The 25,156-nt window shown below is 72.9% G+C and carries 20 protein-coding genes; 7 read left to right on the forward strand and 13 right to left on the reverse strand.

Translation table 11 applies throughout. From position 1 onward, the window contains the following. Positions 1-211: 211 nt before the first annotated feature. Together Asi03nite_RS01630 and Asi03nite_RS01635 are read right to left on the reverse strand one after the other, a co-directional pair. Positions 212-1,834, reverse strand: a complete 1,623-nt coding sequence (locus Asi03nite_RS01630) for an ATP-binding protein (protein WP_203676523.1) — start codon at positions 1,832-1,834, stop codon at positions 212-214. A gap of 208 nt (positions 1,835-2,042) precedes the next feature. Further along, positions 2,043-3,248: an MFS transporter gene (locus Asi03nite_RS01635; RefSeq protein ID WP_203676525.1), complete on the reverse strand. Its 1,206-nt coding sequence runs from the start codon at positions 3,246-3,248 to the stop codon at positions 2,043-2,045. Between the two features lie 167 nt (positions 3,249-3,415). On the opposite strand from Asi03nite_RS01635, the gene Asi03nite_RS01640 reads away from it, so the two are divergent. Further along, on the forward strand, positions 3,416-4,315 hold the full coding sequence (locus tag Asi03nite_RS01640) for an endonuclease/exonuclease/phosphatase family protein (RefSeq protein WP_203676527.1): 900 nt from the start codon (positions 3,416-3,418) through the stop codon (positions 4,313-4,315). Positions 4,316-4,420: 105 nt separating this feature from the next. Here Asi03nite_RS01640 and Asi03nite_RS01645 read toward each other — a convergent pair whose 3' ends face one another. Continuing rightward, on the reverse strand, positions 4,421-4,660 hold the full coding sequence (locus Asi03nite_RS01645) for a PfkB family carbohydrate kinase (protein ID WP_203676529.1): 240 nt from the start codon (positions 4,658-4,660) through the stop codon (positions 4,421-4,423). Between the two features lie 182 nt (positions 4,661-4,842). On the opposite strand from Asi03nite_RS01645, the gene Asi03nite_RS01650 reads away from it, so the two are divergent. Next, positions 4,843-6,321 (forward strand): methyl-accepting chemotaxis protein, encoded by a 1,479-nt coding sequence (locus tag Asi03nite_RS01650; RefSeq protein WP_203676531.1) that lies wholly within the window; start codon positions 4,843-4,845, stop codon positions 6,319-6,321. Positions 6,322-6,444: 123 nt separating this feature from the next. Here Asi03nite_RS01650 and Asi03nite_RS01655 read toward each other — a convergent pair whose 3' ends face one another. The 3 genes from Asi03nite_RS01655 to Asi03nite_RS01665 form a co-directional block, all read right to left on the reverse strand. Next, a complete protein-coding gene (locus Asi03nite_RS01655; RefSeq protein ID WP_203676532.1) occupies positions 6,445-8,238 on the reverse strand; it encodes a glycoside hydrolase family 15 protein in 1,794 nt (597 codons plus the stop codon). Positions 8,239-8,245: 7 nt separating this feature from the next. After that, positions 8,246-8,638, reverse strand: a complete 393-nt coding sequence (locus Asi03nite_RS01660; RefSeq protein ID WP_203676534.1) for a hypothetical protein — start codon at positions 8,636-8,638, stop codon at positions 8,246-8,248. Between the two features lie 119 nt (positions 8,639-8,757). Further along, complete coding sequence (locus Asi03nite_RS01665) at positions 8,758-10,695, reverse strand: putative bifunctional diguanylate cyclase/phosphodiesterase (protein ID WP_203676537.1); 1,938 nt, start codon at positions 10,693-10,695, stop codon at positions 8,758-8,760. A 107-nt stretch (positions 10,696-10,802) separates the two neighbouring features. Between Asi03nite_RS01665 and Asi03nite_RS01670 the strand changes: the two genes are divergently transcribed. After that, positions 10,803-12,104, forward strand: a complete 1,302-nt coding sequence (locus Asi03nite_RS01670) for a PP2C family protein-serine/threonine phosphatase (RefSeq protein ID WP_239102292.1) — start codon at positions 10,803-10,805, stop codon at positions 12,102-12,104. A gap of 91 nt (positions 12,105-12,195) precedes the next feature. Beyond that, positions 12,196-12,813 carry an SGNH/GDSL hydrolase family protein gene (locus Asi03nite_RS01675; RefSeq protein ID WP_203676538.1) on the forward strand — a complete coding sequence of 206 codons (618 nt, stop codon included), beginning with the start codon at positions 12,196-12,198 and terminating at the stop codon, positions 12,811-12,813. A gap of 155 nt (positions 12,814-12,968) precedes the next feature. Here the strand turns inward: Asi03nite_RS01675 and Asi03nite_RS01680 are convergent, their stop codons facing one another. Next, a complete protein-coding gene (locus tag Asi03nite_RS01680) occupies positions 12,969-13,391 on the reverse strand; it encodes an Hsp20/alpha crystallin family protein (protein WP_203676540.1) in 423 nt (140 codons plus the stop codon). 219 nt (positions 13,392-13,610) lie between these two features. On the opposite strand from Asi03nite_RS01680, the gene Asi03nite_RS01685 reads away from it, so the two are divergent. After that, positions 13,611-13,889, forward strand: a complete 279-nt coding sequence (locus Asi03nite_RS01685; RefSeq protein ID WP_203676542.1) for a hypothetical protein — start codon at positions 13,611-13,613, stop codon at positions 13,887-13,889. Positions 13,890-14,009: 120 nt separating this feature from the next. On the opposite strand, the gene Asi03nite_RS01690 is transcribed toward Asi03nite_RS01685, so the two are convergent. Both Asi03nite_RS01690 and Asi03nite_RS01695 read right to left on the reverse strand, forming a co-directional pair. After that, complete coding sequence (locus Asi03nite_RS01690; RefSeq protein WP_239102293.1) at positions 14,010-14,522, reverse strand: LytR C-terminal domain-containing protein; 513 nt, start codon at positions 14,520-14,522, stop codon at positions 14,010-14,012. 302 nt (positions 14,523-14,824) lie between these two features. Then, positions 14,825-16,363 carry a DHA2 family efflux MFS transporter permease subunit gene (locus Asi03nite_RS01695; RefSeq protein ID WP_203676544.1) on the reverse strand — a complete coding sequence of 513 codons (1,539 nt, stop codon included), beginning with the start codon at positions 16,361-16,363 and terminating at the stop codon, positions 14,825-14,827. Positions 16,364-16,620: 257 nt separating this feature from the next. On the opposite strand from Asi03nite_RS01695, the gene Asi03nite_RS01700 reads away from it, so the two are divergent. Both Asi03nite_RS01700 and Asi03nite_RS01705 read left to right on the forward strand, forming a co-directional pair. Continuing rightward, complete coding sequence (locus Asi03nite_RS01700) at positions 16,621-16,977, forward strand: VOC family protein (RefSeq protein ID WP_203676546.1); 357 nt, start codon at positions 16,621-16,623, stop codon at positions 16,975-16,977. Positions 16,978-17,252: 275 nt separating this feature from the next. Continuing rightward, positions 17,253-18,479, forward strand: coding sequence for a vanadium-dependent haloperoxidase (locus tag Asi03nite_RS01705; RefSeq protein ID WP_203676548.1), 1,227 nt, complete (start codon positions 17,253-17,255; stop codon positions 18,477-18,479). Between the two features lie 82 nt (positions 18,480-18,561). On the opposite strand, the gene Asi03nite_RS01710 is transcribed toward Asi03nite_RS01705, so the two are convergent. Genes Asi03nite_RS01710 through Asi03nite_RS01725 form a run of 4 tightly spaced genes read right to left on the reverse strand, consistent with a single transcriptional unit; the run spans position 18,562 to position 24,931 of the window. Next, positions 18,562-19,053 (reverse strand): MarR family winged helix-turn-helix transcriptional regulator, encoded by a 492-nt coding sequence (locus tag Asi03nite_RS01710; protein WP_239102294.1) that lies wholly within the window; start codon positions 19,051-19,053, stop codon positions 18,562-18,564. A gap of 16 nt (positions 19,054-19,069) precedes the next feature. Then, complete coding sequence (locus Asi03nite_RS01715) at positions 19,070-20,179, reverse strand: enolase C-terminal domain-like protein (protein ID WP_203676550.1); 1,110 nt, start codon at positions 20,177-20,179, stop codon at positions 19,070-19,072. Further along, positions 20,169-23,162, reverse strand: coding sequence for an FAD-binding and (Fe-S)-binding domain-containing protein (locus tag Asi03nite_RS01720; protein WP_203676552.1), 2,994 nt, complete (start codon positions 23,160-23,162; stop codon positions 20,169-20,171). Before Asi03nite_RS01720 ends, Asi03nite_RS01715 begins: the two co-directional genes overlap by 11 nt. Continuing rightward, positions 23,159-24,931, reverse strand: a complete 1,773-nt coding sequence (locus tag Asi03nite_RS01725) for a thiamine pyrophosphate-dependent enzyme (protein ID WP_203676554.1) — start codon at positions 24,929-24,931, stop codon at positions 23,159-23,161. Before Asi03nite_RS01725 ends, Asi03nite_RS01720 begins: the two co-directional genes overlap by 4 nt. Positions 24,932-25,156 lie beyond the last annotated feature (225 nt).

Consider the following 25,156-nt stretch of genomic DNA (forward strand, 5'->3'; position numbering starts at 1 on the left):
GCCCGGCCATCTTCCCGGACCTGGAATTCGCCGGCAGCGGAGCGAAGCCTCGTGTGACATCGGCGCTCGATTACCCTGCTTCCGACTCGTCATGCCCAGCGAATTCCGGCCACGGCGCTACGCAGCTCCGCACGCGCGGAAAGCGACGTCCAGCAGCCGGCCGCCGGGCTGGTAGGAGGGCCCGAAGCTCCGGACGCGCGGGAGACGACGGTCAATGACCGGCGCTGCCGGGGGCGGGTTTGACCGGCAGGCGCAGGCGGAAGGTCGTGCCGGGCCCGGCGTGCCGGGCGAGGTCGATGGTGCCGCCGTGGCGTTCCAGGATGGTCCGGGTGATCACCAGGCCCAGGCCGGTGCCGGGGATGCGCTGGTCCAGGGCGGTGGAGGCGCGGTAGAAGCGGCGGAACATCCGGGGCCGGTCGGCCTCCGGGATCCCGATGCCGGTGTCCGCGAACGTCCAGGTGATCCAGCCGTCCTCGTCGACCTCGACGGTGATCGTGACAGTGCCGCCGGCCGGGGTGTACTTGACCGCGTTCGACAGCAGGTTGTCGGCGACTTGGCGCAACCGGTGGGCGTCGGCGTACATCGGCAGGCGGCCGGGCTGGCGGACGTGCATGGTGATGTTCTTGGCGGCCGCCTGCGGCTCGATGGCCCGCACCGCCGCGACGACGATCGCGCTCAGGTCGGTGTCGGTGATGTCGATGGCCAGGTGCCCGGACTCCAGGCGGGCCAGATCGAGCAGGTCGTCGGCGATGACCGACAGCCGCTGCGCGCTGTTGATGATGGTCTTGAGGTACGTCCGCTGGTCCTCGACCGTGAGGGTGCCGAGGTCCTCGTCGAACAACGCGGCGGTTCCGGTGATCACCGCAAGGGGATTGCGCAGCTCATGGGTGACCAGGGCGAGGAACTCGTCCTTGGTGCGGGCCAGTTCCACGGCGAGTTCCTCGGCGCGGCGCCGGTCCAGGTACTGCCCGACCCGGGCGGCGACCGTGCCGAGCAGGGCGACGAGGGTGTCCTCCGGGTCCTCGATCCGGTCGCCGTAGACACACAGCGCGCCCAGGGTGTGTCCGCCGGCCGAGATCGGTATCCCGACGGCCACGTGCAGGCCGGCTCGGGCGGCGAGGCGGCTGCGGGCCGAGGCGCTGTCGGCGGCGAGGTCGGGGATCCACAGCGGCTCGCTCTGCTGGTACACCCGGCCCGGCAGCCACAGCCCGAACTCGATCTCGTCGACGGTGAACCGGTCCAGGCGCCGGGCGTCCCGCAGGTGCCGGCCGGCGCAGGCGAGCAGCCGCCGATCGTCGTCGGCCAGCCACAGCTCGGTCACCGGCCAGCCCATCAGCTCGCCGAGCGCCTCGACCACGTGCTGGGCCGCGACGGCGCTGGACTCCGCCTCGGCCAGCCCCCGGGAGACCGCCCCGTCGACAGCGCTGAACCGGCTCGCCCGGTGCGTGACGGTGACGTCGTGGACGAAGGCGTGGAAGACTGTTCCGCTGGCCTCGTCGGTGACCGTCACGGTCAGCTCGGCCGGGAACTCGTGCCCGTCCCGGTGCCTCAGCCAGGACTGCACCCGCTGCCGCAGCACCGCCGCGTCCCGGCCGGCGAAGAAGCCGGCAAGCTGCGCCAGCGACCGCGCCGGGACGATCAGATCCTGGATCATCCGGCCGCAGGCCTGCTCGAGGCTGTAGCCGAACGTGCTCTGGGCGGCGGGATTCCAGGCCAGCACGCGCCCGGACGCGTCCACCGCGAGGTAGGCCTCGGACACCGCCGCGAGCACGGTCCGCGGGTCCCGGAGCACGTCCTCGCCGCACCACAGCCGTGGCGGATGCGTCTGGCTCATCGAGACCTCCCGACCACACTCACGCTTCCGTGTGCACCGACTGAGGCGTTCGCCCACCGAGGCGTGCACCTGCTCGGGCGTTTCACCGACTGAGGCAGGAGCCGCGATTGGAACAGCATAATCCAGGCGGAATCGGAGCAAGCCGGAAATCCGTGACGCCCGCCGGCCCGGGAGGTCGCCCGGCGCCGCCGCTCCCGAGGTCGTCCGGCTACCCGGCGGCCGCGGCCGCCGGGTCCTGCCGGCCGGCCGGCACCGGCACGATCAGGGCGGCGATCAGCGGGAACGCCGCCACCACGGCGAAACTGGGCGCGAAGCTCACCGCCCCGATCACCGCGGCCAGCACCGGCGGGGTGGCGGCGGTCAGCACGTTCTGGCCCGTGGTCTGGATGCCCAGAGCGCGACCGGCCCAGGCGGAACCCGCGTACTCGGCGACGGCGGTGAAGGACAGGCCGTTGCTGCTCACCGCGACCACCCCCAGGAACAACAGCACGGGCACGGCCAGACCGGACCCGGCCGCGGTGGCGGCGGCCAGTGTCAGCATCCCCACCCCGGTCGTGACCGCGATGATCCGCATGGGTTTCAGCCGGCTGCCGGTCCGGTCGGACCAGTAGCCCGCGGCGAGGCGGCTCAGGGCGCCGCACACCTGCGCGCCGGCCAGCAGGTGACCGGCGGCGAGGGCGGTCCAGCCGCCGACGTCGGTGAGGAACACCAGCGCGAACGTGGTGATGGTGAACTGCGGGATGACCAGGAGCGCGCTCGCGGCGTGAATCCGCCACAGGACGGGGCCCCGGTAGGGCGACGCCGCGGCCGGCTCGAGAACGGGCGACGCCCGGCCGGGTTCCGCGGGGATCGGGGCGGGATCCCGTACCAGCAGGATGGTCGTCCCGGCCGCGGCCAGGAACAACGCCGCCAGGAACAACAGCGGCACGGCGGTGCCGCGGGCGGCCAGCCCGGGCAGTGTGGCCGCGGCCAGGGCGAGGCCCAGGGGCCCGGCGCTCTGCCGGATGCCCATCGCCAGAGCGCGTTCGTGCCGGGCGAACCACCCCAGGATCAGCCGGCCGCTCGCCAGCACCGAGCCGGCGGCCGCCCCGGCGAGCGCCAGACACACCCCCAGCGCCACCGCGCCGTGCGCCCACCGGGCGGCGATCAGCAGGACGCCGGCCAGCCCGAGGCCGGTGGAGAGCACGACCCGCTCCCCCCACCGGTCGGCCGCCGCGCCCCAGGCGATGAGCGTGAGCATCACCCCGGCGGTGGGGCAGGCGACGAGCAGGCCGGTCTGCTCCAGGGACAGGCCCTCGTCGCGGAACGCCGGGATCAGGTAGGCCAGCCCGAACTGGAACGTGCTGCCCGCGGTCATCGCCAGCATGCCGACGACCAGAACCACCCAGCGCATCCGCTCGCTTCGTATCTGCAAGACCCGACAATCCTTTCGGTACGCGACACCGGCCGGCTCGATCAACTTAGATGTACCGCACGGGCGGGAGGGCGAAGCGCGCCGATCACCGGCGTCACGGCGGGGCACCGCCGGACGACGTCAAGATCTAGAGTGGTCACTCCGATCGACTACGTCCGGGAGAACTCTTGAGGAAGCTTCGCGCCGCCCTCACCGGCGCCCTGCTGGTGCTGGCCTCGCTGGCGCCGGCCACCCCGGCCGCGGCCGCCGCGCCCGCCGGGACCAACCTGCAGCTGATGTCGTGGAACATGTGCGACTCCCAGCGGGCCAGCTGGAACTGCGCCGCCTACGGGACGTTCGCCGACAAGCTCGGCGTCGTCAAGTACCACGTCGACAACAACTTCGTTCAGGCCATGCTTCTCCAGGAGATCTGCGAGAACGACCTGACCACCCTGATGAGCCAGCTCGGTTCCGGGTGGAGCAGGAGCTTCGCGCCGTACTACTACTCCAGCGACGGCGTGCTGACCAACAGCCGGTGCGGCGAGGACAACAGCAGCCGGCAGGACCGCTACGGCACCGCCATCGTGATCCACGCCGGCCTGTCGAACCCGCAGATCATCCCGACCACCCAGCCGTGGAACGGGCAGAACACCGTGCAGCAGTGCGCCACGGCGACCTACTTCGACAACATCCGGCTGTGCAACCTGCACATCTCCCGGTACGGCGTCAACCCGGACCACCCGACCTGGGACTACGCCGACGACCAGCTGGCCGAGGTGAAGGCCGCCGTGGACCAGTACGAGCACGTCGCGTTCGGCGGCGACCTCAACGTGGTGCCGCCGGACTGGCCGGGCGACAGCTCCCGGGACTGGGTCTGGCCAGCCGGCCTGTACTGGAACGGCACCACCGGATACCGCGAGTGCGACCAGTCCGACGCCGCGAACCCGCTGCGTACCGGCCGCTCCACCACGGTGTGGAACGTCAAGTTCGACCACGTCTTCAGCACCCGGCCGTGGCGCTGGTGCGCGGTCGGCGACACGGCGTACTCCGATCATGCGGTCGTCATCTACAGCATGAGGATCGCCTAGTCGGGCCGCGTCGCCGGCGCCGACGCCCGCCGGCACCGCGCTCACTCGCCGAGGCGCCGGCGCGGCGCGCCCGCCGGCGGCGGACGAGGCCTCCGCGCCGGGCGGCTAGAACGAATCAGCCTGTGCCTCCAGCACGTCCCCGGCGTCGTCGTCGCCTGCCACGGCGACCAGCCGGGCGCGCACCCCGAGCTGCGCGAGCCCGACGGCCTGGTTGGCGCCCTTCCCGCCGAGTTGCTCGAACCGTGCCGACGCGTCGGCGGCGGTGCCCGCCTCGGGGACGGCGTCGACGCACAGGACAAGATCACGGGCCAGTTGCCCGACTACGGTGGCTACCGGGGCGTTCACGCGGGTCCAGTACCCCGGCGGGGACCCGGCATGCCCCGGACCGCCGGCCTGGTGACTGTCGACGCCATCCGCCCGGCGAAGCGATGAACATCCACCCTCGATACGGGCAAAAACCCGATAGTGTGAACAGACGGACACTCGGCCGATCGTCGCCAGACAAGCCCAGCTCAGGAGGCCGGCTGATGAGCAGGCTCACGTTCGGCGCCAGGATCGCGGGTGGTTTCGCCGTGACCGTGTCGCTGACTTTGATCATGGCGGCCACCTCGGTCGCCGCTCTGACTCTCGTGGTGCGCGCCAACCACACGGCGGTCACCGCGGCCACCGACGAGCTGCTGAGCGCGCAGTGGCTGAACACGGCGATGGAGAGGCGGGTGTCCAGTGCGCGCGCCTACCTGATCACCGGCCGGCAGGCCCAACTGGACCAGGCACAGCAGGACCGCAACGCCTTCCTCGACCAGGCGGCACGGCTGCGGGAGTCCCTGAGCGACGAGTCCGCCCGCCGGCTGCTGGACGACGTGTTGGCCGCGGAGGCGGAATACACCGCGCTGCTGACGCCGCAATTGGAGAAACGCCGGTCGATGCGCGACCTGGCCCAGGTCAGCCGGCTTCTCACGGACCCGCTGCTGGCCGCCCGGCAGGCTGTCCAGGACGCGAACGCCGCCCTGGTCGAACGGGTGCGCGCCGACGTGGAGGCGGACCGCGACCGGGCCGCCCGCCGGGCCACCCAGGCGATCACCACGATCACGGTGCTGGGCCTGCTCACGGTCGCCTGCGGCATCGCGCTCGCCCGGTGGCTCACCCTCGCCCTGCGCCGCCAGGTCGGCGCCGCCGTCGGCCACATCCAGAGCTCGTCGGCGCAGCTGGAGACGGTGGCCGCGCAACAGGTCGACGGCGGCCGCCACCAGTCCACCGTGATGAGCGAGATCACCACGACGATCAGCGAGCTACTGATCACCGCCCGGCAGATAGCCGACAACGCCGAACGGGTGTCCCGGACCGCCGAGGACACCGCGGCCGCCGCCCGCCACGGCGACGCCACCATCGACCAGACCCGCGCCTCGATCGACGTCATCCGCGCCCAGACCGATGCGATCGTGCAGCACATGCTCGATCTCGGCGAGAAGTCCCAGCAGATCGGCACGGTCGTCGGCCTCGTCTCGGAACTGGCCGAGCAGATCAACATCCTGGCCATCAACGCCACCATCGAGGCCACCGGCGGCGGCGAGCAGGCCCGCCGGTTCGCCGTCGTCGCCGACGAGATCCGCAAACTCGCCGACCGCACCGCCGGGTCGGCCAAGGAGATCCGCGCGCTCATCGAGGACGTCCGCGGCGCGGTCAACACCACTGTCGTGGCCACCGAGAGCGGCGTGCAGGCGGTAGCCGTGGGCACCCGCAACTTCGACGACGCCACCGCCGCGTTCCGCACCATCGCCGAACTCGTCAGCACCACCAACGACGCCACCCGGGAGATCGAGCTCTCCACGAAACAGCAGACCACCGCTGTCGAACAGGTGAACGTCGCGGCCACCGACACGGTCCGGGTGTCCCGCGAGACCGAAACCGGCGCCGCGCAGATCAAGCAGACCGCGGCGCACCTGGCGGCCCTCTCCGGCGACCTGCTGGAGCTGGTGGGCACCGGGCGTCGCGGCGCGTCCGGGTGACCGGGACCGTCTCCTCCCGCGGCGAGAGCGCCGGCTCGATGTCGAACTCCGCCCGAGGCGGCATCCGCACCGGCTTGGCAGCCGGCAGTCCCGGGGCCGCCGCCACCGGCGGGCCGGCCCCGGTCAGGAGGACCGGCGCGGGAGGTGGGACCGGCGGACTTCGCCCAGGCCGCAGGCGGCGTTGACCAGCCCGACCAGGCTGAACGCCTGCGGCGTGTTGCCCAGTTGCCGGCCGGTGGCCGGGTCGTACTGCTCGGCGAGCATGCCCACGTCGTTGCGCAGGCCGAGAAGCCGCTCGAACAGCTCGGTGGCCGGCTTCCTGCGGCCGATCCCGTGCAGCGCCTCCACCAGCCAGAACGTGCAGGCCAGGAAGGCGCCCTCGGTGCCGGGCAGACCGTCGACGCCGTCTGCGTCGGGCCGGTAGCGCAGCAGGAACCCGTCCTCGCACAGCTGCTCGGCGACGGCGTTCACCGTGCCGGTGACGCGCGGGTCGTCGTACGGCAGAAATCCGGTTCTCGGGATCAGCAGCAGCGCGGCATCCAGGCCGGTCGAGCCGTAGTACTGGGTGAAGGTGTTGCGGCCGGCGTCGAAACCGCGGGAGCAGACGTCGGCGTGGATGGCGTCGCGGGTGGCCCGCCAGCGATCGGCGGCCCCGTCCAGCCCGTGGCGCTCCACCGCGGTGATCATCCGGTCCAGGCCGGCCCACGCCATCACCTTGGAGTGCACGAAGTGTCGCCGCGGCCCGCGCACCTCCCACAGCCCGTTGTCCGGCCGGCGCCAGTTGCCCTCGAGGAAGTCCAGCAGGGCGCGCTGCACGTCCCAGGCGTCGCCGGTGACCGCGATGCCCGCGTCCCGGCTCGTGTGCAGGCCGTCCAGGACCTCACCCCAGACGTCGAGCTGGAACTGCGCGGCGGCGGCGTTGCCGATGCGCACCGGGGCGGCGCCCTGGTAGCCGGGCAGCCAGTCCAGCGTGTACTCGGGCAGGCGGCGGCTGCCGTCCAGGCCGTACATGATCTGCAGGTCCGCCGGGTCCCCGGCGACCGCGCGCAGCAGCCACTCGCGCCAGGCCCGGGCCTCGGCGACGTGGCCGGCGCCCAGCAGGGCCTGCAGCGTGAAGGTGGCATCCCGCAGCCAGCAGTACCGGTAGTCCCAGTTGCGCGAGCCGCCCGGATGTTCCGGCAGGGAGGTGGTCGCCGCCGCGACGATGCCGCCCGTCGGCGCATAGATGAGAGCCTTCAGGAGCAGGAGACTTCGCCGTACGGCGTCGGCATACGGCCCGTCGTAACGATGCCCGCCGATCCACCGCTGCCAGAAGCGCCGGGTGGCGTGCAGGGCGGACTCCGGGTCGGCGCACACCGGCGCCGGCAGGTGCGAGGGCCGGTGGGTGAGCACGAACGGGACGCGCTGCCCGGCTTCGACGGTGAACTCCGCGGTGGTGGTCAGGTCGTGGTTGTGCAACCGCGCCGGCGTGGTGAGCCAGACGGCGTCCGGCCCGGCGACCGCGCGCAGGCCCGTGCCGGTGCGCCGCACCCACGGCACCACGTGGCCGTAGTCGAACCGCAGGTTCAGGTCGGTGCACACGCGTACCCGCCCGGACACCCCCTGCACGATCCGCACCAGGTCGGCGGCGGCGGCACGCGGCGGCATGAAGTCGGTCAGCCGGACCGTCCCGTCCGGAGTGTCCCACTCGGTCTCCAGCACCAGCGTGTCGCCGGCGTACCGGCGGCGGGTCGCCGGCCCCGCACCGGCCGGCGCGATCCGCCACCGGCCCGCGTTCTCGTCGCCGAGCAGCGCGGCGAAGCAGGCCGGCGAGTCGAACCGGGGCAGGCACAGCCAGTCCACCGACCCGTCCCGTCCGATCAGCGCACCGGTGTGCAGGTCCCCGACCAGCGCGTAGTCCTCGATGCCGGACGCCACCGCGGCCTCACCGGCCGGCCACGGCGTCCAGGGCGACGCGGCGCGGCCCGCCGAGCGCCGTGCCGGCTGCCCGCTGCGCGTCGAAAAAGGCCAGGCGGCAGGTGTCGGCGTCGCGGTGGACCGCCGGCGACTCGGCGATCGCGCTGCCGTCCTCGGCGGTCAGCGTCCACCGGAAGTGGCCGTCGCCGGTCGCGACGACGTTCAGCTCGCCGGCGCCGTCCCGGATCTGCTCCAGCGGCCGCCGCCACGGCTGGTGACGCCGCGAGGCCGGCCGGTTCCCGACCTGTGCCAGCACGTCCGCGCCGGTGGCCGTGCTGCTGACCAACTGCCACCGGCCGGGCGCCGACGTCGCGCGGACCACGGCGATCACCGCCCGGCCCCGGCCGAACCGGTCCGCCACCCGTGACGCTGCCGATTGACGTCCATGTCGTCCTCCTCGTGTTCCCCCTACGAACTCTTCCCCGCTCTCCCGCGCTCAACCATCGTTGCACTGTGCAAAGGCCTTGGCGCCCGCTTCGCTCACAGCGGGAGCGCCGACGCCACGGTCTCCCGGCTGGCGAGCCACTCGTCGAAGACGTCCGCGGGCAGCGGCCGCGACACGTAGTAGCCCTGAATCGCGTCGCAGCCGGCCGCGTCCAGTTGCTGCCAGGTGGCGACGTCCTCGACGCCTTCGGCGATCACCCGCAGCCCCAGGTTGCGGCCCAGTTCCACGGTGGACCGCACGATGACCGCGTCGCGGTCGCTGGTGGTCATGCCGCCCACGAACGACCTGTCGATCTTCAGCTCCTGGACCGGCAGGGTCTTGAGGTACGCCAGGGACGAGTACCCGGTGCCGAAGTCGTCGATGGACAGCTGCACGCCCAGGTCGTGCAGCTCGGTGACGACCCGCATGGCCCGCTCGGGGTCGGTCATGATGGCGGTCTCGGTGATCTCGATGGTCAGCAGGTGCGGCGGGACCCGCCAGTGCCGCAGGCGGTCGGCCACCTCGGCCGGGAACTCCAGGTCGAGCAGCCGGGTGGTGGAGACGTTGACGGCCACGGTGAGCTGGTGACCGGCGTTCAGCCAGGACCGGCACCGGCCCAGCGCGGCGTCCAGCACGAACCGGGTCAGCGGGGTGATCAGGCCGGTGTGCTCGGCCAGCGGGATGAACTCGCCGGGCGGGACCAGCCCGTGCTCCGGGTGCTGCCAGCGGACCAGGGCCTCGGCGCCGAGCACCGTGCCGGTGCGCGCGTCGACCTTGGGCTGGTAGTGCAGCACGAGCTGATCCTGTCCGACGGCGCGCCGCAGCTCGCCGGCCAGGGACAGCTTGCGCGGGTCGGCGCTGTCCTGGCCGTGGTCGAAGACGGCGAAGCCGGTGCGCCGGGTCTTCGCCGTGTACATCGCGATGTCGGCGCGCTGCAGCAGCTCGTCGGCGGTGGCGCCGTGCTGCGGGTACAGGGCCGCGCCGAGGCTGCCGGCGACGGTGAGGCTCAGCCCGTCCAGTTCGAACGGCGTCTGCAGGGCGTCCTGCAGCCGGGCCGCGACCGCGGCGACGTCCTCCGGCCCGGACACCCCGGGCAGCAGGACCGCGAACTCGTCACCGCCGAGCCGCGCCACCGTCTCCCCCACGCGCAGCGTGTCCCGCATCCGCTGAGCGGCCTGGACCAGCAGCCGGTCGCCGTAGTGATGCCCGAGGGCGTCGTTGACCTCCTTGAACCGGTCCAGATCGATCAGCACCAGCCCGACCCCGCCGCCGGGCCCGGCGATCTCGGCACTGATCGCCTCGTGCAGGGCCACCCGGTTGGGCAGCCCGGTCAGCGCGTCGTGCGACGCCTGATGGGTGGCCCGGCTGAGAGCCCCGGTGCGGATGCGGTGGGCCTGCCAGACCAGCCAGCCGATCAGCCCGGCGGCCAGCATGAGGATCAGCACGGTGCCGGTCCGGGCCTGCCGGCCGCTCCGCAGGGCCAGCTTCTCGTAATGCCGGGAGGCGTCGCCGAGGACCGACAGCAGCGCCCGGAACGCGGGTTCCGCCTGGTATTCGTCGACCCGCTCGGCCTGCAGCAGCTCGTCCTGTTCGAGCAGCCCGAACTCCCGGTCCACGGCGTCGTCGTAGGTCAGGAACGCCTCCTGCACGGCGATCGCCCGCGTGTCCCCCGGGTCGCGTTGCTGGAAGCGGCTGCCGATGGCTTCGGCGCTCGCATCGGCCTCGTCGCGGGCCCGGGCGACATCCGGCGTGAGGCCCTTGGCCATCATGGCCCGTGACCGCAGCGCGCTCTGCTGCCACGCCGCGTTCTCCACCTGGGCCAGCAACACGCGCAGCTCACCGTGATGCGCGGCGTTCACCTGCAGCCGGGTGATGGCGACAGCGCTGCCGACCGGCACGGCCAGCGCCGCCACCACCATCAGCCACACCACGCCACGCCGGCGCGGCGGGACACCCGGCCGGTCCGGCCGTCGTACCGACGAAGACACCCCCATGCGCCACCTCATCGGTGCCGCGGCGGCGCGGTTTAGCCAAAGCCGTGCCCCGGCCCCGGCCCCCGGCGCGCGGTGAGCTGCCCAGTAGCCAGGTTAGGCTCGGTGTCGTGGAGCCTGCGAACGCGATGCCCAACTACGAGCGACTGCGTCGCTTCCAGGCGGTCACGGACACCGCGGTGTCCCGGCTGGATGTCGGCGATCTGCTCGACGAGCTGCTGGAGCACGTCCGGGAGCTGCTCGGCGCGGACACCGCGGCGGTTCTGCTGCTCGACCCGCACACCCGGCAGCTGGAGGCGACGGCCGCGAAGGGCCTGGAGGAGGAGGTCCGGCGCGGCTTCCGGCTCTCGGTCGGGCAGGGATTCGCCGGGCGCGTCGCCGAGCAGCGCGAGCCGGTGGTGGTCGCCGACGTCACGTCGGCCGACGTGGTCAATCCGCTGCTGCTGGAGAAGGGCGTGCGGTCGTTGCTCGGCGTGCCGGTCTTCGCCGCCGACGACGTGATCGGCGTCCTGCACATCGGCAGTCTGACGCCCCGCGAGTTCACCACCGAGGAGATCCTGCTGCTGCAGCTGGCCGCCGACCGGGTCAGCGTGGCCGTGCAGTTCCGGGCCCGCAAGCTGGAGCAGGGCGCCGCGATGACGCTGCAGCGCAGCCTGGTCCCGCCGCAGCTGCCCGCGGTCGAGGGCCTGCAACTGGCGGCCCGCTACCTGCCCGGCCACGGGTTCGGCGTCGGCGGCGACTGGTACGACGCGTTCCCGCTGCCCGGCGGCTGGCTCGGGGTGGTCATCGGCGACGTCTCCGGCCACGGCCTGGCCTCGGCGATCGTGATGGGCCGGGTCCGCAGCGCCCTGCGCGCCTACGCGCTGATCGTCGACGATCCGGGTGAGGTGCTCGCCCTGCTCGACCGCAAGGTGCAACACTTCGAGGCCGGCTCCCTGACCACCGCGCTGTACGTGATGATCGCGCCGGACCGGGCCAGCGTGCGGTTGTCCTCGGCGGGACACCTGCGGCCGGTCTCCGCCGTGCCGGGCGGGCCGGCCGGCCTGGTCGACATGCCTGTCGACGCGCCGCTGGGGGTAGGCCTGAGCCACCGCCGCCGGCACACCACCGTGATCGACCTGCCGGCCGGGGCCCTGCTGCTCGGTTACACCGACGGGCTCGTCGAGCGCCGCGGCCAGATCATCGATGTCGGCATCCAGGCTCTCGTCGACCTGGTGAGGCCGGACCATCCGGAAGCGGTGTGCGGCGCGGTGATGGCCCGGATCAGCCGCGAGCAGCCCACCGACGACATCGCCGTGCTCGCCCTGCGCCACGCGAGTGACGGCGACCGCGCGAGCGACGGCGACGTGGGCCGGGCGATCGGTCACAGCTGCGCTACCGGTCCCGGGGCGGTGACCGTGGCGCGCAGCTGATCCACCGGCGCGGCGCGCGGCTCACCGAGCCGGCGCAGCTCGTTCCGGGCGGGGTGGAAACGATCTGACATCTTCCGGTGTTGCAGTTCGGGTGACGCTTTCCTTCGCCGTCCTCGGGGACTCCATCGCTTTCGGCCAGGGTTCGTCGGGCCCGGCGCATACCGTGGGCGCACGGCTCGCGGCCGATCTGCAAGAACAGGGCATCGCGGCAGAGGTACGGATCTTCGCCGTCCCCGGAGCCCGGAGCACCGCCCTCGCGGCGCAGGTCCGCCGGGCCCGGGAGTGGCCGGCCCAGCTCGTGCTGATCATCGTCGGGGCGAACGACCTCACCGGTTTCGTCCCGCCCGGCCAGGCCGCGGCGCAGCTCGGGGACGCCGTCCGGGACCTGCGGGCGGCCGGCGCCGAAGTGGTGGTCGCCCCGGCGCCGGATCTGAGCGTGGTCCCCTGGGTGCCGCCGCAGATGCGGGCGATGGTCCAGGCCGGCAGCCGCACGTTGCACGAGGCCCAGTCGCGGGCGGCGCTGGCCGCCGGGGCCCACGTCGCCGGCATCGGCATGACCTCGGCCGCCGGGTTCGCCGGCGATCCCGGGTTGTTCAGCGCCGACCGCTTCCACCCGTCCAGCGCGGGTTACGCGGTGATCGCGCACGCGTTGACACCCACGGTGCGGGCGGCGGCCGCCGAGGCGCTCGACCGCCGAGCCGCCAGGTAGCCGCCCGCGGCCGGACACCCCCGAGCAGCGGATCCGGCCGACACGACGGAGTGGAAGCGGAGCCGCGGGTCGGACGGCCCCGCGAGGGCGTCGAGCGGGGTGGTGGCCGGATGCCCCGGCGCGGGGATCCGGCCATCGTGACGGCCGGGCGCGGGTCAGCCCTCGATCTGCCGGGGCCCGCTGCCGGCGCCGATGGCGATCTTGCGGGGCCGGGCCTTCTCCACGATCGGGATGCGCAGCGTCAGCACGCCGTTGTCGTACACGGCCTCGAGCTTGTCGGTGTCCAGCGTGTCGCCGAGGAACAACTGCCGGCGGAACACGCCCGTCGGCCGCTCGTTGATCACCGTCTCGACACCGTCCCTCACCCCGCGCCGGCGCTCCGCCGTGACCTGCAGGACGTTGCGCTCGACGGTGAGGTCGACGGATCCCGGGTCGACACCCGGCAGGTCGAAGTGGACCAGGAAGACGTCGCCGTCGCGCTCGGCGTCGACGGGCATCGCGGCGGGCCGGGTGGTGGTGCCCGTCAGCTGCTCGAAGAGGCGGTCGAGGTCGCGGAACGGGTCAGTGCGCATCAGCATGGTCAACTCCTCCTCGGTGATGGATCCTCATCCTCATAGTTGAGCGTTGTCGACTCAACCTGATTCCAGCTTTACAACACATCTGGTGGCAGCGTCAAGACTACCTTCAAAGGGGTCCTCTACCAGGTAACTCGCGGCGAGGTTGACAGGTAGGCGCTCAAGTTTTATGAGTGATTCGGGAAGTGTTTCGCCGGCCCGTCGCCCAGGAGGTGACCCGTCATGATCGACGAATGGATGCTGCACGTCGCGGCCACCCCGCACGAGGTCGAGGACGTCCTCGCGGACCTGTGCCTGCACAAGCGGGCGCGCCCGGTCGCCGACCGGGACTACCCCACCTGCCTGGCCGGCGGGGGCAGCCCGGACGAGCCGCCGGCCTGGCTCTGCTTCGTCCGCGCCGAACTGGAGCAGCGCGGTCACCGGACCCGGTGGTGCACCCCCTGGTGCGCCCACGACGGCGTGACCCCCGGACGGCGTACGGCGCCGCGCCGGGCCGCCTGAGCGTTTCCTCCCGCGCCGGAATGCGCCGGCGGCCCGGTTGCCGTTCCGGTCATCGAGGTCGCTGGGGCGAGAGCCGGTCTTGGTGTCACCAGGCCGTCGCAGCCACCCGGCCCACGGGGATCAAGCCGCGCAGGTGCCCGGCGGCGGGGTGGGCGGCCCGAGCTGCGCCAGCGACTGGTTGACCTCGGTAGGCGTGGCGAGCTGCCGGTAGCGCGATCCGATCACGACGTCGATCACGTCGGTGGCCCGCTTCGCGTCGAACCGGGGCTCGGCCTCGCCCAGGAAGAACGCCCTGATCCACTGGGCGGCGCCGACCGACTTCGGCCCGAACTCGATGACGGCGACCCGGTCGGGCGCGGTGCTGCTCCTGGCCGCCGGTTTCGTCGCGAAGCCGCGGTTGGCGAAGTCCTGGCTGACCCGCTCGGCGAGGCCGGTGGTCCGGGTACCGTTGAGAACCCGCAGTGTGACCTGTTCCGCCCGGTCCGGGAACGTGACGTCGACCTTGGTGCCGCAACTCTCGCTCGCCATCGCGGCGGACTGGGTGTCGCGGACCACCGCGAGCACGGAGACGGCGGCCGCACCCGCCGCCATGGCGCCGATGACGCGGTACGCCCGCGCACGCGTGTCCTTCATGCCGCCTCTGATGCCCATCGACCGGGCCCGCCGAACCTCGGATCTCGCGGGGTGCGACGGCCGGCCCGGTGATCTGGATCTCAGCGTCACTCCGCCGGGCGAGGACGGCGATCGCCGCGCCGAGCTGCGCGCCGGCGTACGTGGCCAGGTCGGCTCCTTCGCCGTTCGGCGGCTGGAGGTGGGCGGCCGCAACGCGCAAGCCGGCGACCTGGGGCGTACCGGGAAGCCGGCATCCGTGAAGGCAACCCGGAAGCCGCATTTCCGAACGCAACCCGGAAGGCTGATGCCGCCGGCGGCGGACCTCACACCGCGGCCGGTTCGGCCGGCCGGGCGGCCGGGATGAGCAGGGTCGCCAGCAGGCCGGCCAGGAGCAGGCCCGCGGCCAGGTACGAGACGAGCGCGATGCCGTTGGCCATGGCGCCCCGGGCCGCGTCGGCCACGCCGGCGGTGGCCGGGTTCGCGGCAAGCGGGGTGATCGCCGCGCCGGCGCTGTCGGTGACCGCGGCCGCGAACCCGTCGACCCGGCCGTCCGGGATCCGGCCGTCGCGCAGCGCGTCCTTCACGTCGTGGCGCAGCGTGGAGAAGAAGACGGTGGTCAGCACCGCGATGCCGAGCGCCGAGCCGAGCTGCCGGAAGGTGGACTGGATCCCCGATCCCTGACCGGCCTCGGTGGCCGGCACGTCGGCCAGCACCACATTGGTGACCTGCGCGGTTGCGAACCCGACGCCCACGCCGTAGAGGAACATCGGGAGGGTGATCGACCACCACGGCGCCGCGGTGACCGCCGCCACCGCGCCGAGGCAGGCCATCGCGACGGCCTCCAGAGCCAGGCCGAGCCGCACGAAGCTGAGCGCGGACAGGTTGCCGGCCATGCCGAAGCTGATCCCGTTGGACACGAAACTGCCGATCGCCAGGGGCAGCAGCGCGATGCCGGCCTGCAGCGACGAGTAGCCCAGGGTGAACTGCAGCCAGAGCGGGAGCACGGCGACGATGCCGAACTCGCCGAGCCCGATGATCACGGTGGCGACGTTGCCGTTGCGGAACGACGGGATGCGGAACAGCCGGGTGTCCATCAGCGGGTGCCGGGTCCGCCGCTGGCGCCACACGAACAGGGCCAGCAGGATCGCGGCGGCCACCAGCGCGACGAACACCGGGGAGAGCCCGCCGTCCGCGCCGTGCCTGGTCACCCAGCCGTAGGTGCGGCCCTCGACCAGGCCGAACGCCAGCGCGCCCAGCCCCGCGGCGGACAGCAGCGAACCGGGGACGTCGACCCGCCCGGTGGATCGCGACGACGGCGCGACGAACGCCACGACCAGCCCGAAGATCAGCACCACCAGCGGCACGTTGATCCCGAACGCCCACCGCCAGCTGGCGTGCTCGGCGAACCAGCCGCCGATCACCGGGCCGATCGCGGTGGCGACGCCGATCGTCGAGCCCCACACGGCGTACGCCTGGCCTCGCTCCTTGCCGTGGAACGCCTGGTTGAGCAGCGAGAGCGAGGTGGGCAGCAACATCGCCCCGGCCCCGCCCTGCAGGAACCGGGCCAGGATCAGCACGCCGCCGCTGGGCGCCAGCCCGGCGAGCAGGCTGGTGACGCCGAAGAGCACGACGCCCACCACGAACACCCGGCGCGCGCCGGCCAGATCGGCGACGCGGCCGAACACCAGCAACAGGGCCGCGAAGACGATCGCGTACGACTCCTGGACCCACTGGGCCTGCGAGGAGTTGATGCCCAGGTCCTCGATGACGGCGGGCGTGATCACGTTCACGATCGTCGTGTCGACGACGATCATCGCGACCCCGAGGGCGATCCCGACCAGGCCCCACCACTTCCGAGGCATCGTGCCCCTTCCACCTCTGCCGCCCGACCGCATCGTCCGACCGTGACGTCGCCGGGGAACCGCCCCTCGGCGAGAGGACCGTGCCCGACGTCTCCGCGGCCGCCCGGCGCGACCGGCTGCTCGAAGAGCCGCGACACCATGCCATCACCTATCGCGTCCCCGGGCGGCGGTTTGGCGTTGCCACCGGCCGCACCCGCCGGCGCGACAGCGACCCGCCGGCGCGGCGGACGGGGACGCCAGTCAATATCATGCTCGGCATGGCCATCGCCCACTCGCCGCTCGTCGTCATCGACTGTCCCGACCCGGGAGCGCTCGCCAGGTTCTACGGCGCGATGCTGGATTGGCGGGTGGAGGTCTCCACCGAGCGTGCCTCGGCCTGCGCCGGAGACGGCCGATGTCTCTCCTTCCACCGGGTGGACGACTACTGTCCGCCCGCATGGCCGACCCAGGAGCGGCCTCAGCAGATGCACCTCGACATGCTGGTCGACGACCTCGACGCGGCCGAGGCGGCGGTGCTCGAACTCGGCGCGACCAGGCATCCGGAGCAGCCCGGCACGTCCTTCCGGGTCTTCCTGGACCCGGCGGGTCACCCCTTCTGTCTCTGCCTGAACTGATCCTTCTCGCGCCCGCGGCCGAGGCAGAGGCACGCGTGGGCAGGTCCGGCGAACCGCCGGCCCGGTCACCGGCATCACCACGTCGGTGCCAAGAACGTTGGATGGATGTCGACGCCGGCCGGCTCGGGCCGGCGTCCGTCCCGTCACCGGTGCACCGGACGGCCGACGCCGAGCCGGAAATACTCGATACAGCCTTTTGACATCCATTGACCAGCGAAGCGTGTCGATGCAGATTCAGGTAACCCAGTTTTCCTATCTGATTATGGGGTTGCTGCATGCCTCTCCTCGCCACGGCACGCTCACGGGCCGGCGCCACCCTGCTCGGCGTCCTCACCGGCGCGGCGCTCGGGGTGGCCGCGCCGGCCGCCGCCCAGCCGGCCGCCGCCGACTCCGTCCTGGTCTGGTACGACGCGACGGCCGCCGCGATCGCCGCCGGCGGCGCGCCCACCCAGGTCACGAACAACCGTACGTGGGCGATCGCCTGGCTCGCCGCCGCCCGCGCCCAGGCCGGCACGCACTCGGCCGCCGGCCGGCGCGCCGCGCTCGCCGGCGCGGTCCACCAGACGCTGACCACGCTGATCCCCGGCCAGCAGAGCCCGGCCGACGCGACACTCGCCGCCGAGCTCGCGGCCCTGCCCGACCGGCAGGAGGTCCGCGACAGCGTGACGGCCGGCCGGGCGGCCGCGCGGCGAGTGCTCACCGAGCGCTCCGGCGACGGGCTCGACCCGGCGTCGGTGAACATTCCGTTCCCGGTGCCGGCGCCCGCGCCCGGGGTCTGGCAGCCGACGCCGCCGCAGTACGCCCCGGCCACCCAGTACGGCAACCGGGCCGCACGCCCGTTCGTCCTGCGCTCCGCCGCCCAGTTCCGCCCGCCCGCGCCCCCGGCGCCCGGCTCCGCACGCTACGAGGCCGATCTGGCCGAGGTCGCGGCGTACGGCTCGGCGACCAGCACGGTACGCACCCAGGCCCAGACCGACACGGCGACGTTCTGGCTCGGCTCGTCGCTGACGCTCTACACACCCATCCTGCGCGCCGCCGTCGCCCAGTCGCACGCTTCGATCGCGGACCGCATCCGCCTGGTGGCGCTGTTCCACGTCGCCGCCGTGGACACCCAGATCGCCACCTCCGACGCCAAGTACGCCTACCAGCGCTGGCGCCCGGTGACCGCGATCCGCGCCGGCGGCGACACCACGTGGCTCCCGCTGCACGACACCCCGGCCCACCCGGACTACCCGAGCGGCCACAACACCTACTCGGGCTCCGCCGAAGGAGTGCTCACCGGACTGGCCGGGCCGCGCGCCCGCGAGCCGTACACCATCAGCAGTCCCACCGCGCCCGGCGTGACCCGCACCTACACCGACTGGCATCGGCCGAGCCTGGAGAACGTCGACGCCCGGGTCTGGTCGGGCATCCACACCCGCAACGCCGACCTGGCCGGCATCCGCCTCGGCGACGACGTCGCCCGTTACGTGCTCGGCCACGCGCAGGCCGTGCTGCGCTGAGCACCGGCCGCCGGATCGGGGCGGCCACATCGAGCGGCCCGCCGCCGGGGATGCCGGGGCGGGCTGTTCCAGGCCCGCCGCCTCAGCCCTCGTCGTCCTGATGTTCGGTCCAGCCCAGCCACCAGTCCCGCTCGGAGACCTCCCCGGCCGCCTCGGCGAACGCCGTCAGCGCCCGGGTGACCTCCGGCCGCCACAGCTCCGCGGTGGCCTCGACCAGCCGCTCCAGCTCCTCCCGGCGGCGCGTCAGCACCTGGTCGACAAGCTCCTGCCCGGCCGGCGTCAGCCGCAACCGCACCACCCGCCGGTCGCTGGCCGACCGGGTCCGGCGGACCAGGCCCTTGCGCGCCAGCCGGTCCAGCATGCGCGTTCCGGTGGACGGGTTGATCCGCAGCTCCTCGGCGATGTCCACGCCGCGCTGCGGGCCGCGCACGGCGAGCACCACCAGGGTGCGGAACTGCGGCAGGGTGACCTCCTCCTCGGCGGCGGCCAGCGAGCGCGCGGTCATCCCCACGAAGGCGCGGCTGGCCAGGATCAGCGCCTGCACGACAGCCGCCCGGTCGGTGGAAGGTTGCATGGGGACATGTTTGCATTCAGGCGATCCGGTACCGGGAGGCGGCGTCGTCACGGAACTCGAGTCCGTGCCCGAGCCGGCCGGGATCGGGCCGCAGGACGCCGCCGGGTTCCGGGGCGGCGACCGGATGGAACAGCATTTCCTCGATGCGGACATGGTCGTGGAACCACTCCAGGTGGCGCAAATTCGGGGTGGCCGCGGCGGCATCCAGGTGCAGGTGCGGCGCGCAGTGCCCGGAGATCTGCAGGTTCGCCGCGGCGGCCACGGCGGCGACGCGCTGCCACTCGGTGATGCCGCCGCACCGGGACAGATCGGCCTGCAGGCAGTCCACCGCGTCGGCCCGCACCATCCGGGCGAAGTACGGCAGGTCGTAACCGTACTCGCCGGCCGCGACGTCGGCGGTGACGCTGTCGCGGACCTCCCGCAGACCGGCCAGGTCGTCGGAGGAGACCGGCTCCTCGAACCAGCGCACGTCCTGGTCGGCGGCCGCCCGGGCGACCCGGATCGCCTGCTTGCGGCCGTATCCGCCGTTGGCGTCGACGTACAGCTCGGTGTCCGGGCCGACGATCCGGCGGGCCTGGGCGATGCGGGCCAGATCACGGTTCTCGGCGGCGCCCCGGTCCTCGGCGATCTTCATCTTGACGCGGGGGATGCCCTGCTCCCGGACCCAGTGCGTGAACTGGGCGGTGAGCTGCTCGTCGCGGTAACTGGTGAAGCCGCCGCTGCCGTAGATCGGGACGGTGTCGCGGGCGCGGCCCAACAGCCGGGCCAGCCGGATGTCCAGCAGCCGCGCCTTGAGATCCCAGAGCGCGACGTCGACGGCGGAGATCGCGCAGGCGGCGATCCCGGGCCGGCCGGCGTTCCGGGTGGCGCGGGCCATCGCGTCGTAGCAGGCGGGCACGTCCATGGCGTCCCGGCCGGTGACCACGCCGGCCAGCTGATCGCCGACCAGGACGCCGGCCGCGGCGGCGCCGTAGGTCCAGCCGGTGCCGGTCCGTCCGGCGGCCCGCGCCCGGACCAGGACCAGTGTGGTCTCGGTCCAGGCGGTGGTGCCGTCGGCTTCCGGGCTGTCGGTGGGTATCCGGTACGCGGACGCGGTCACCACCTCGACCGGCACGTCAACGTCCACGTCGTACCTCCGGGCGTACCGAGATCTGCCGTTCCGGCAGTGTCCCGACCCGCACGCCGCGCAGCGCGGCGTTGACCACCTCGGCGGTGTGCACCGGCTGCCGGCCGGTGCGGGCCTCCTGGATCTGGGTGCGGCAGGAGAATCCGTCGGCCAGCACCAGGGTGGTGTCGTCCGCCGCCCGTACGGCCGGCAGCAGCACCTGCTCCCCCACGGCCAGCGAGACGTCGCGGTGCTCGCGCGTCATCCCGAAGTCGCCGGCCAGCCCGCAGCATCCGGACGCGAGTCTCTCGTTGTCCAGACCGGCCCGGCGCAGCAGCTCCTGGTCGGCGTCGTAGCCGAGGACCGCGTGGTGGTGGCAGTGCGCCTGGCTGATCGCGTGCGGCCGGTCGCCGCCGGCCGAGGTCAGCGGCGGCAGACCGACATCGTGGTCGGTGACCAGCAGTTCCGCGAAGGTGCGGGTCTGCCGCTTCAGCCGTTGCACGTCCTGGCCGGGGCCGAGCAGGTCGGCGGCGTCGGAGCGCAGCACCGCAGTGCAGGACGGTTCGAGGCCGACCACCGGGACGCCCTGGCGCAGCCGGGGCGCGAGGACCTCGACGGTACGGCGCAGCACCCGCCGGGCGACGCCGAGCTGGCCGGTGGAGATCCAGGTGAGGCCGCAGCACACCTGCTGCCGGGGCAGCTCGACCCGGAATCCGAGCTGTTCGAGGGCGCCCACCGCGGACGCGGCGATGCCCGGGGCCAGGTAGGTGGTGAACGTGTCCGGCCACAGCAGCACGGTGCCGCGTGCGCCGTCGCCGCGCGGCGTCCGGTGGCGGAACCAGCGCTTGAAGCCGGCGCGGGCGAAGCGCGGGACGTCCCGCGCCGGGTCGATGCCGCCGAGCCGCTTGACCAGCGCGCCGAGCACCGGCGCGTGGGTGGCCGCGTTGGTCAGGCCGGGCGCGCACGCGGCGACGCGGGCGGCTACCGGCAGCCAGCCCAGCGAGTAGTGCGGGACCGGGCGGATCCGGCCGTGGTACCGGTGGGCCAGGAACTCCGCCTTGTAGGTGGCCATGTCGACGTGCATGGGACAGTCCCGTTTGCACCCCTTGCAGGCCAGGCAGAGGTCGAGGGCGTCGGCGACAGCGGGTTCGTGCCAGCCGTCGATGGTCTCGCCGCGCAGCATCTCGAACAGCAGCCGGGCCCGGCCACGGGTGGAGTGCTGTTCGTCGCGGGTGACCTGGTAGCTGGGGCACATCACCCCGTCGCCGGGCTCGTGGTGACGGCACAGGCCCACGCCGGCGCAGCGCAGCGCGGCCCTGGCGAAACTGCCGTCGTCGTCGGCGTACCGGAAGTAGGTGGCCGGTTCGGCCGGGGCGTAGTCGGCGCCCAGGCGCAACTGGCCGTCGATCGGGTTGGCGTGCACCACCTTGCCGGGGTTCATCCGGTTGTCCGGGTCGAAGATCGCTTTGAACTCCTCGAACGCGCGGACCACCTCCGGCCCGTACATCCTGGTCAGCAGCCGGCCCCGGGCCTGGCCGTCGCCGTGCTCGCCGGAGTAGCTGCCGCCGTATTGGCCGACCAGGTCGGCGGCGTCGTCGACGAAGGACCGGAAGGCGCGTACGCCGTCCGCGGTGACCAGGTCGAACGGGATCGAGGTGTGCAGGCAGCCGTCGCCGAAGTGACCGTAGAGGCTGGCCACGTCGTAGTCGTAGCGGTGCAGCAGTTCGCGGAAGTCGCGCAGGTAGTCGCCGAGGCGGTCCGGCGGCACGGCCGAATCCTCCCAGCCCGGCCAGGTGTCCGGGCCGCCGCCGGGGGTCCGGGCGGTCGCGCCCAGCCCGGCCTCGCGTACCCCCCACATCTGCTCGCGGTGCTCCGGGTCGTCGAAGATCCTCGCCTCGTCGTGACCGAGCTCGGCGAGCATGTCGTGGATGGTGGCGGTCGCCTCGCCGGCGGTGTCGGCCCCGAAGTCGGCCATCAGCCACGCGCCGCCCTCGGGCAGCAGCCTCAACGCCTCCGGGCGCATGTGCTCCTCGCCCTCGTAGCGCACGAGCTTGTCGTCCAGTCCTTCCAGGGCCACCGGCCGGTACCGGTTCACCGTCGGGACCGCGTCGCCGGCGGTCGCGATGTCCGGGAACGCCATCAGCACCAACACCCGTTCGGCCGGCTCCGGCACCAGCCGCAGTTGGGCACGCAGCACTGTGACACAGGTGGACTCGGTGCCGGCCAGGGCCTGGGCCAGGTCGAAACCGTTCTCCGGCAGCAGGGCCGGCAGGTTGTAGCCGGAGATCCGGCGCGGCAGCCGCGGGAACGCCCGGATCCGGTCGGCGTACCGGTCGCGCAGCTCGCGGACCCGGCGGTGGATCTCGGCGCGGCGGCCGCCAACGCGCAGGATCGCGGCGTACTCCTCGTCGGTGACCGGGCCGACCCACATACGCTCACCGTCGTAGGTGAGGACCTCCAGACGGCATACGTTCGCGGCGGTGGTGCCACTCCACTGTGCGGTCGACCCGCACGAGTTGTTGCCGATCATCCCGCCGATCGTGCAGTGATCGTGGGTGGACGGTTTCGGACCGAAGATCAGCCGGTGGTACGGGCCGGTCTGCTTGTTCAGCTCGTCGAGCACCAGGCCTGGTTGTACCGTGGCGCGGCGCCGGTCCGGGTCGAACGACTCGACAGCGGTCAGGTGCTTGGAGAAGTCCATCACCACGGCGACGTTGCAGCACTCGCCGGCCAGACTGGTGCCCCCACCACGGGACAGCACCGGCGCGCCGAACTCCCGGCAGGTGGCGACCGTGGCGATCACGTCGTCCAGCGTGCGCGGCACCACTACGCCGATCGGGACCTGCCGGTAGTTGGAGGCGTCCGTGGCGTACATCGCCCGGGTGCCCGGGTCGAAGCGCACCCCGCCGCGGACCCGCCGGCGCAGCGTCCGGGCGAGCCCGGCGGCGTCGACCGGCGCGCTGCCGGCGAGGCGCACCGGCGAGGCGGGGTCCACCTTGGTCATGAGTCACCCCGCAACTGGGCGATCTTGTCCTTGAACAGGGTGGTGGCGATCGCCGCGCGGTGCGGCTGCCCATGCAGGAAGGCGGTGGCGAACTTCTTCGCCTGCTGATAGTTGACCTTGCCGGGCATCGGCGGCTCGTTCGGGTCGACGGCGACGTCCAGCAGGGCCGGACCCGGATGGGCCAGCGCCTCCGCCAGCGCCTGCCGCAGGTCCCCCGGCGCGGTGATCCGCGCGCCGAAGCCGCCGCTGGCCCGCGCCCAGGCCGCGTAGTCGGGCTGCGGCTCGCCGAACCGGACCCCGTGCTCGGGGTAGCCGAGCACCATCTGCTCCCAGAGGATCTGGCCCAGCGAGTTGTTGTTGTTGATCACGACGGTGATCGGCAGCTGGTACCGGCAGGCGGTGGAGAACTCGGCCATCAGCATGGCGAAGCCGCCGTCACCCTGCAGGGCGATCACCTGGCGGTGCGGGAAGGCGTGCTGGATGGCGATCGCGTACGGCAGGCCGGGCGCCATCGTGGCCAGGTTCCCGGACAGATAGAACTCCCGCTCGCCGCGGATGGTGAAGTGCCGGGCCGCCCAGGTCGCGATGGTGCCGGAGTCGCAGCACAGCACCGCGTCGTCGGAGGCCAGCCCGTCGATGCAGGCGGCCAGGTATTGCGGGGCGATCGGGTCCCGGTCCGGGTCCTGCAGGGCTGTCATCTTCGCCCGCCAGTCGCGCATCGCGGCCTGGTACTTCTCCAGATGCCCGCGGTCGGCGTGCCGGCGCAGCCGCGGCAGCAGCGCCTCGAGAGTGGCCGCGACGTCGCCGACGAGCGGGACATCGGTGGGCAGCCGGGTGCCGACCCGGGCCGGTTCCAGGTCGATCTGCAACACCTTCACCTTGCCCGGCTCGGGCAGGTGCTTGGTGTACGGGAAGTTCGTACCCAGCATGACCAGGGTGTCGATGTCGCCCATCAGCTCCTCGCTGGGCGCCGTGCCGAGCAGGCCGAGCCCGCCGGTGGTGTACGGCGAGTCGTCGGGCAGCACCATCTTGCCGGGCAGCGTCTTGACCACCGGGGCGCCGAGGGTTTCGGCGAGAACCTCGACCAGGGTTCCGGCGCCCCGGGCGCCGACGCCGGCCAGGATCGCCGTCCGCCCGGCGCCGTCGAGCAGGTGCACGGCCCGGTCCAGGTCCTCGTCGCGCGGCCGCACCGGCGGATCCAGGTAGATCGGCGCGGTGTGCGGCGGGTTCGCCGGGGCCACGTGCTGGTAGGGATCCTCGCCGGCCGCGGCGACCTGGATGTCGTTGGGCACGCACAGATGCGCGACGCCACGACCGGCGTACGCGTGCCGGATGGCCAGGTCGACCAGCCCCGGCAGCTGCTGCGGGTTGACCACCAGCTGGTTGTAGACCGCCACGTCCGCGTACAGCTTCGTCAGGTCCACCTCCTGCTGGTAGCCGGTGCCCAGCACCGAGGTCTCCTGCATGCCGGTGATGGCCAGCACCGGCGCGTGGTCCAGGGCCGCGTCGTACAGCCCGTTGGCCAGGTGGATGCCGCCGGGGCCGGAGGTGGCCAGGCAGACCCCGATCTTCCCGGTGGCCTTCGCGTGGGCGCTCGCCATGAACGCCGCTGCCTCCTCGTGGTGCACCAGCACGAACCGCACCCGGTCCGCGTTACGGCGCAGGCCCTCCATCAGCCCGTTGATGCCGTCGCCGGGCAGGCCGAACACCGTGTCGACGCCCCAGTCGGCGAGTCGCGAGATCAGAACTTGCGAGGTTGTCGTCTCCATGCCTCCCGCTTACCCGCCATGCAGCACGCAAACATTGCACAATGCAAGAATGGTCTGAGGTATGAAGCCGGCGGGCCACTTCCGTTACTGACCGGAACCCGGCCCGCAGCCGCCCGTCGTGCCGCGGGTGGCGGCGCCGGGGCCCGGCTTCGCACCGCCCGCCACCCTCGCGTCCGCCGGCCGCGAATCAGGCAGAAAAGCCGGCGGCCAATCGTGAGGCCGTAT

The organism is Actinoplanes siamensis (assembly GCF_016862395.1).
GTDB classification, from domain to species: domain Bacteria; phylum Actinomycetota; class Actinomycetes; order Mycobacteriales; family Micromonosporaceae; genus Actinoplanes; species Actinoplanes siamensis.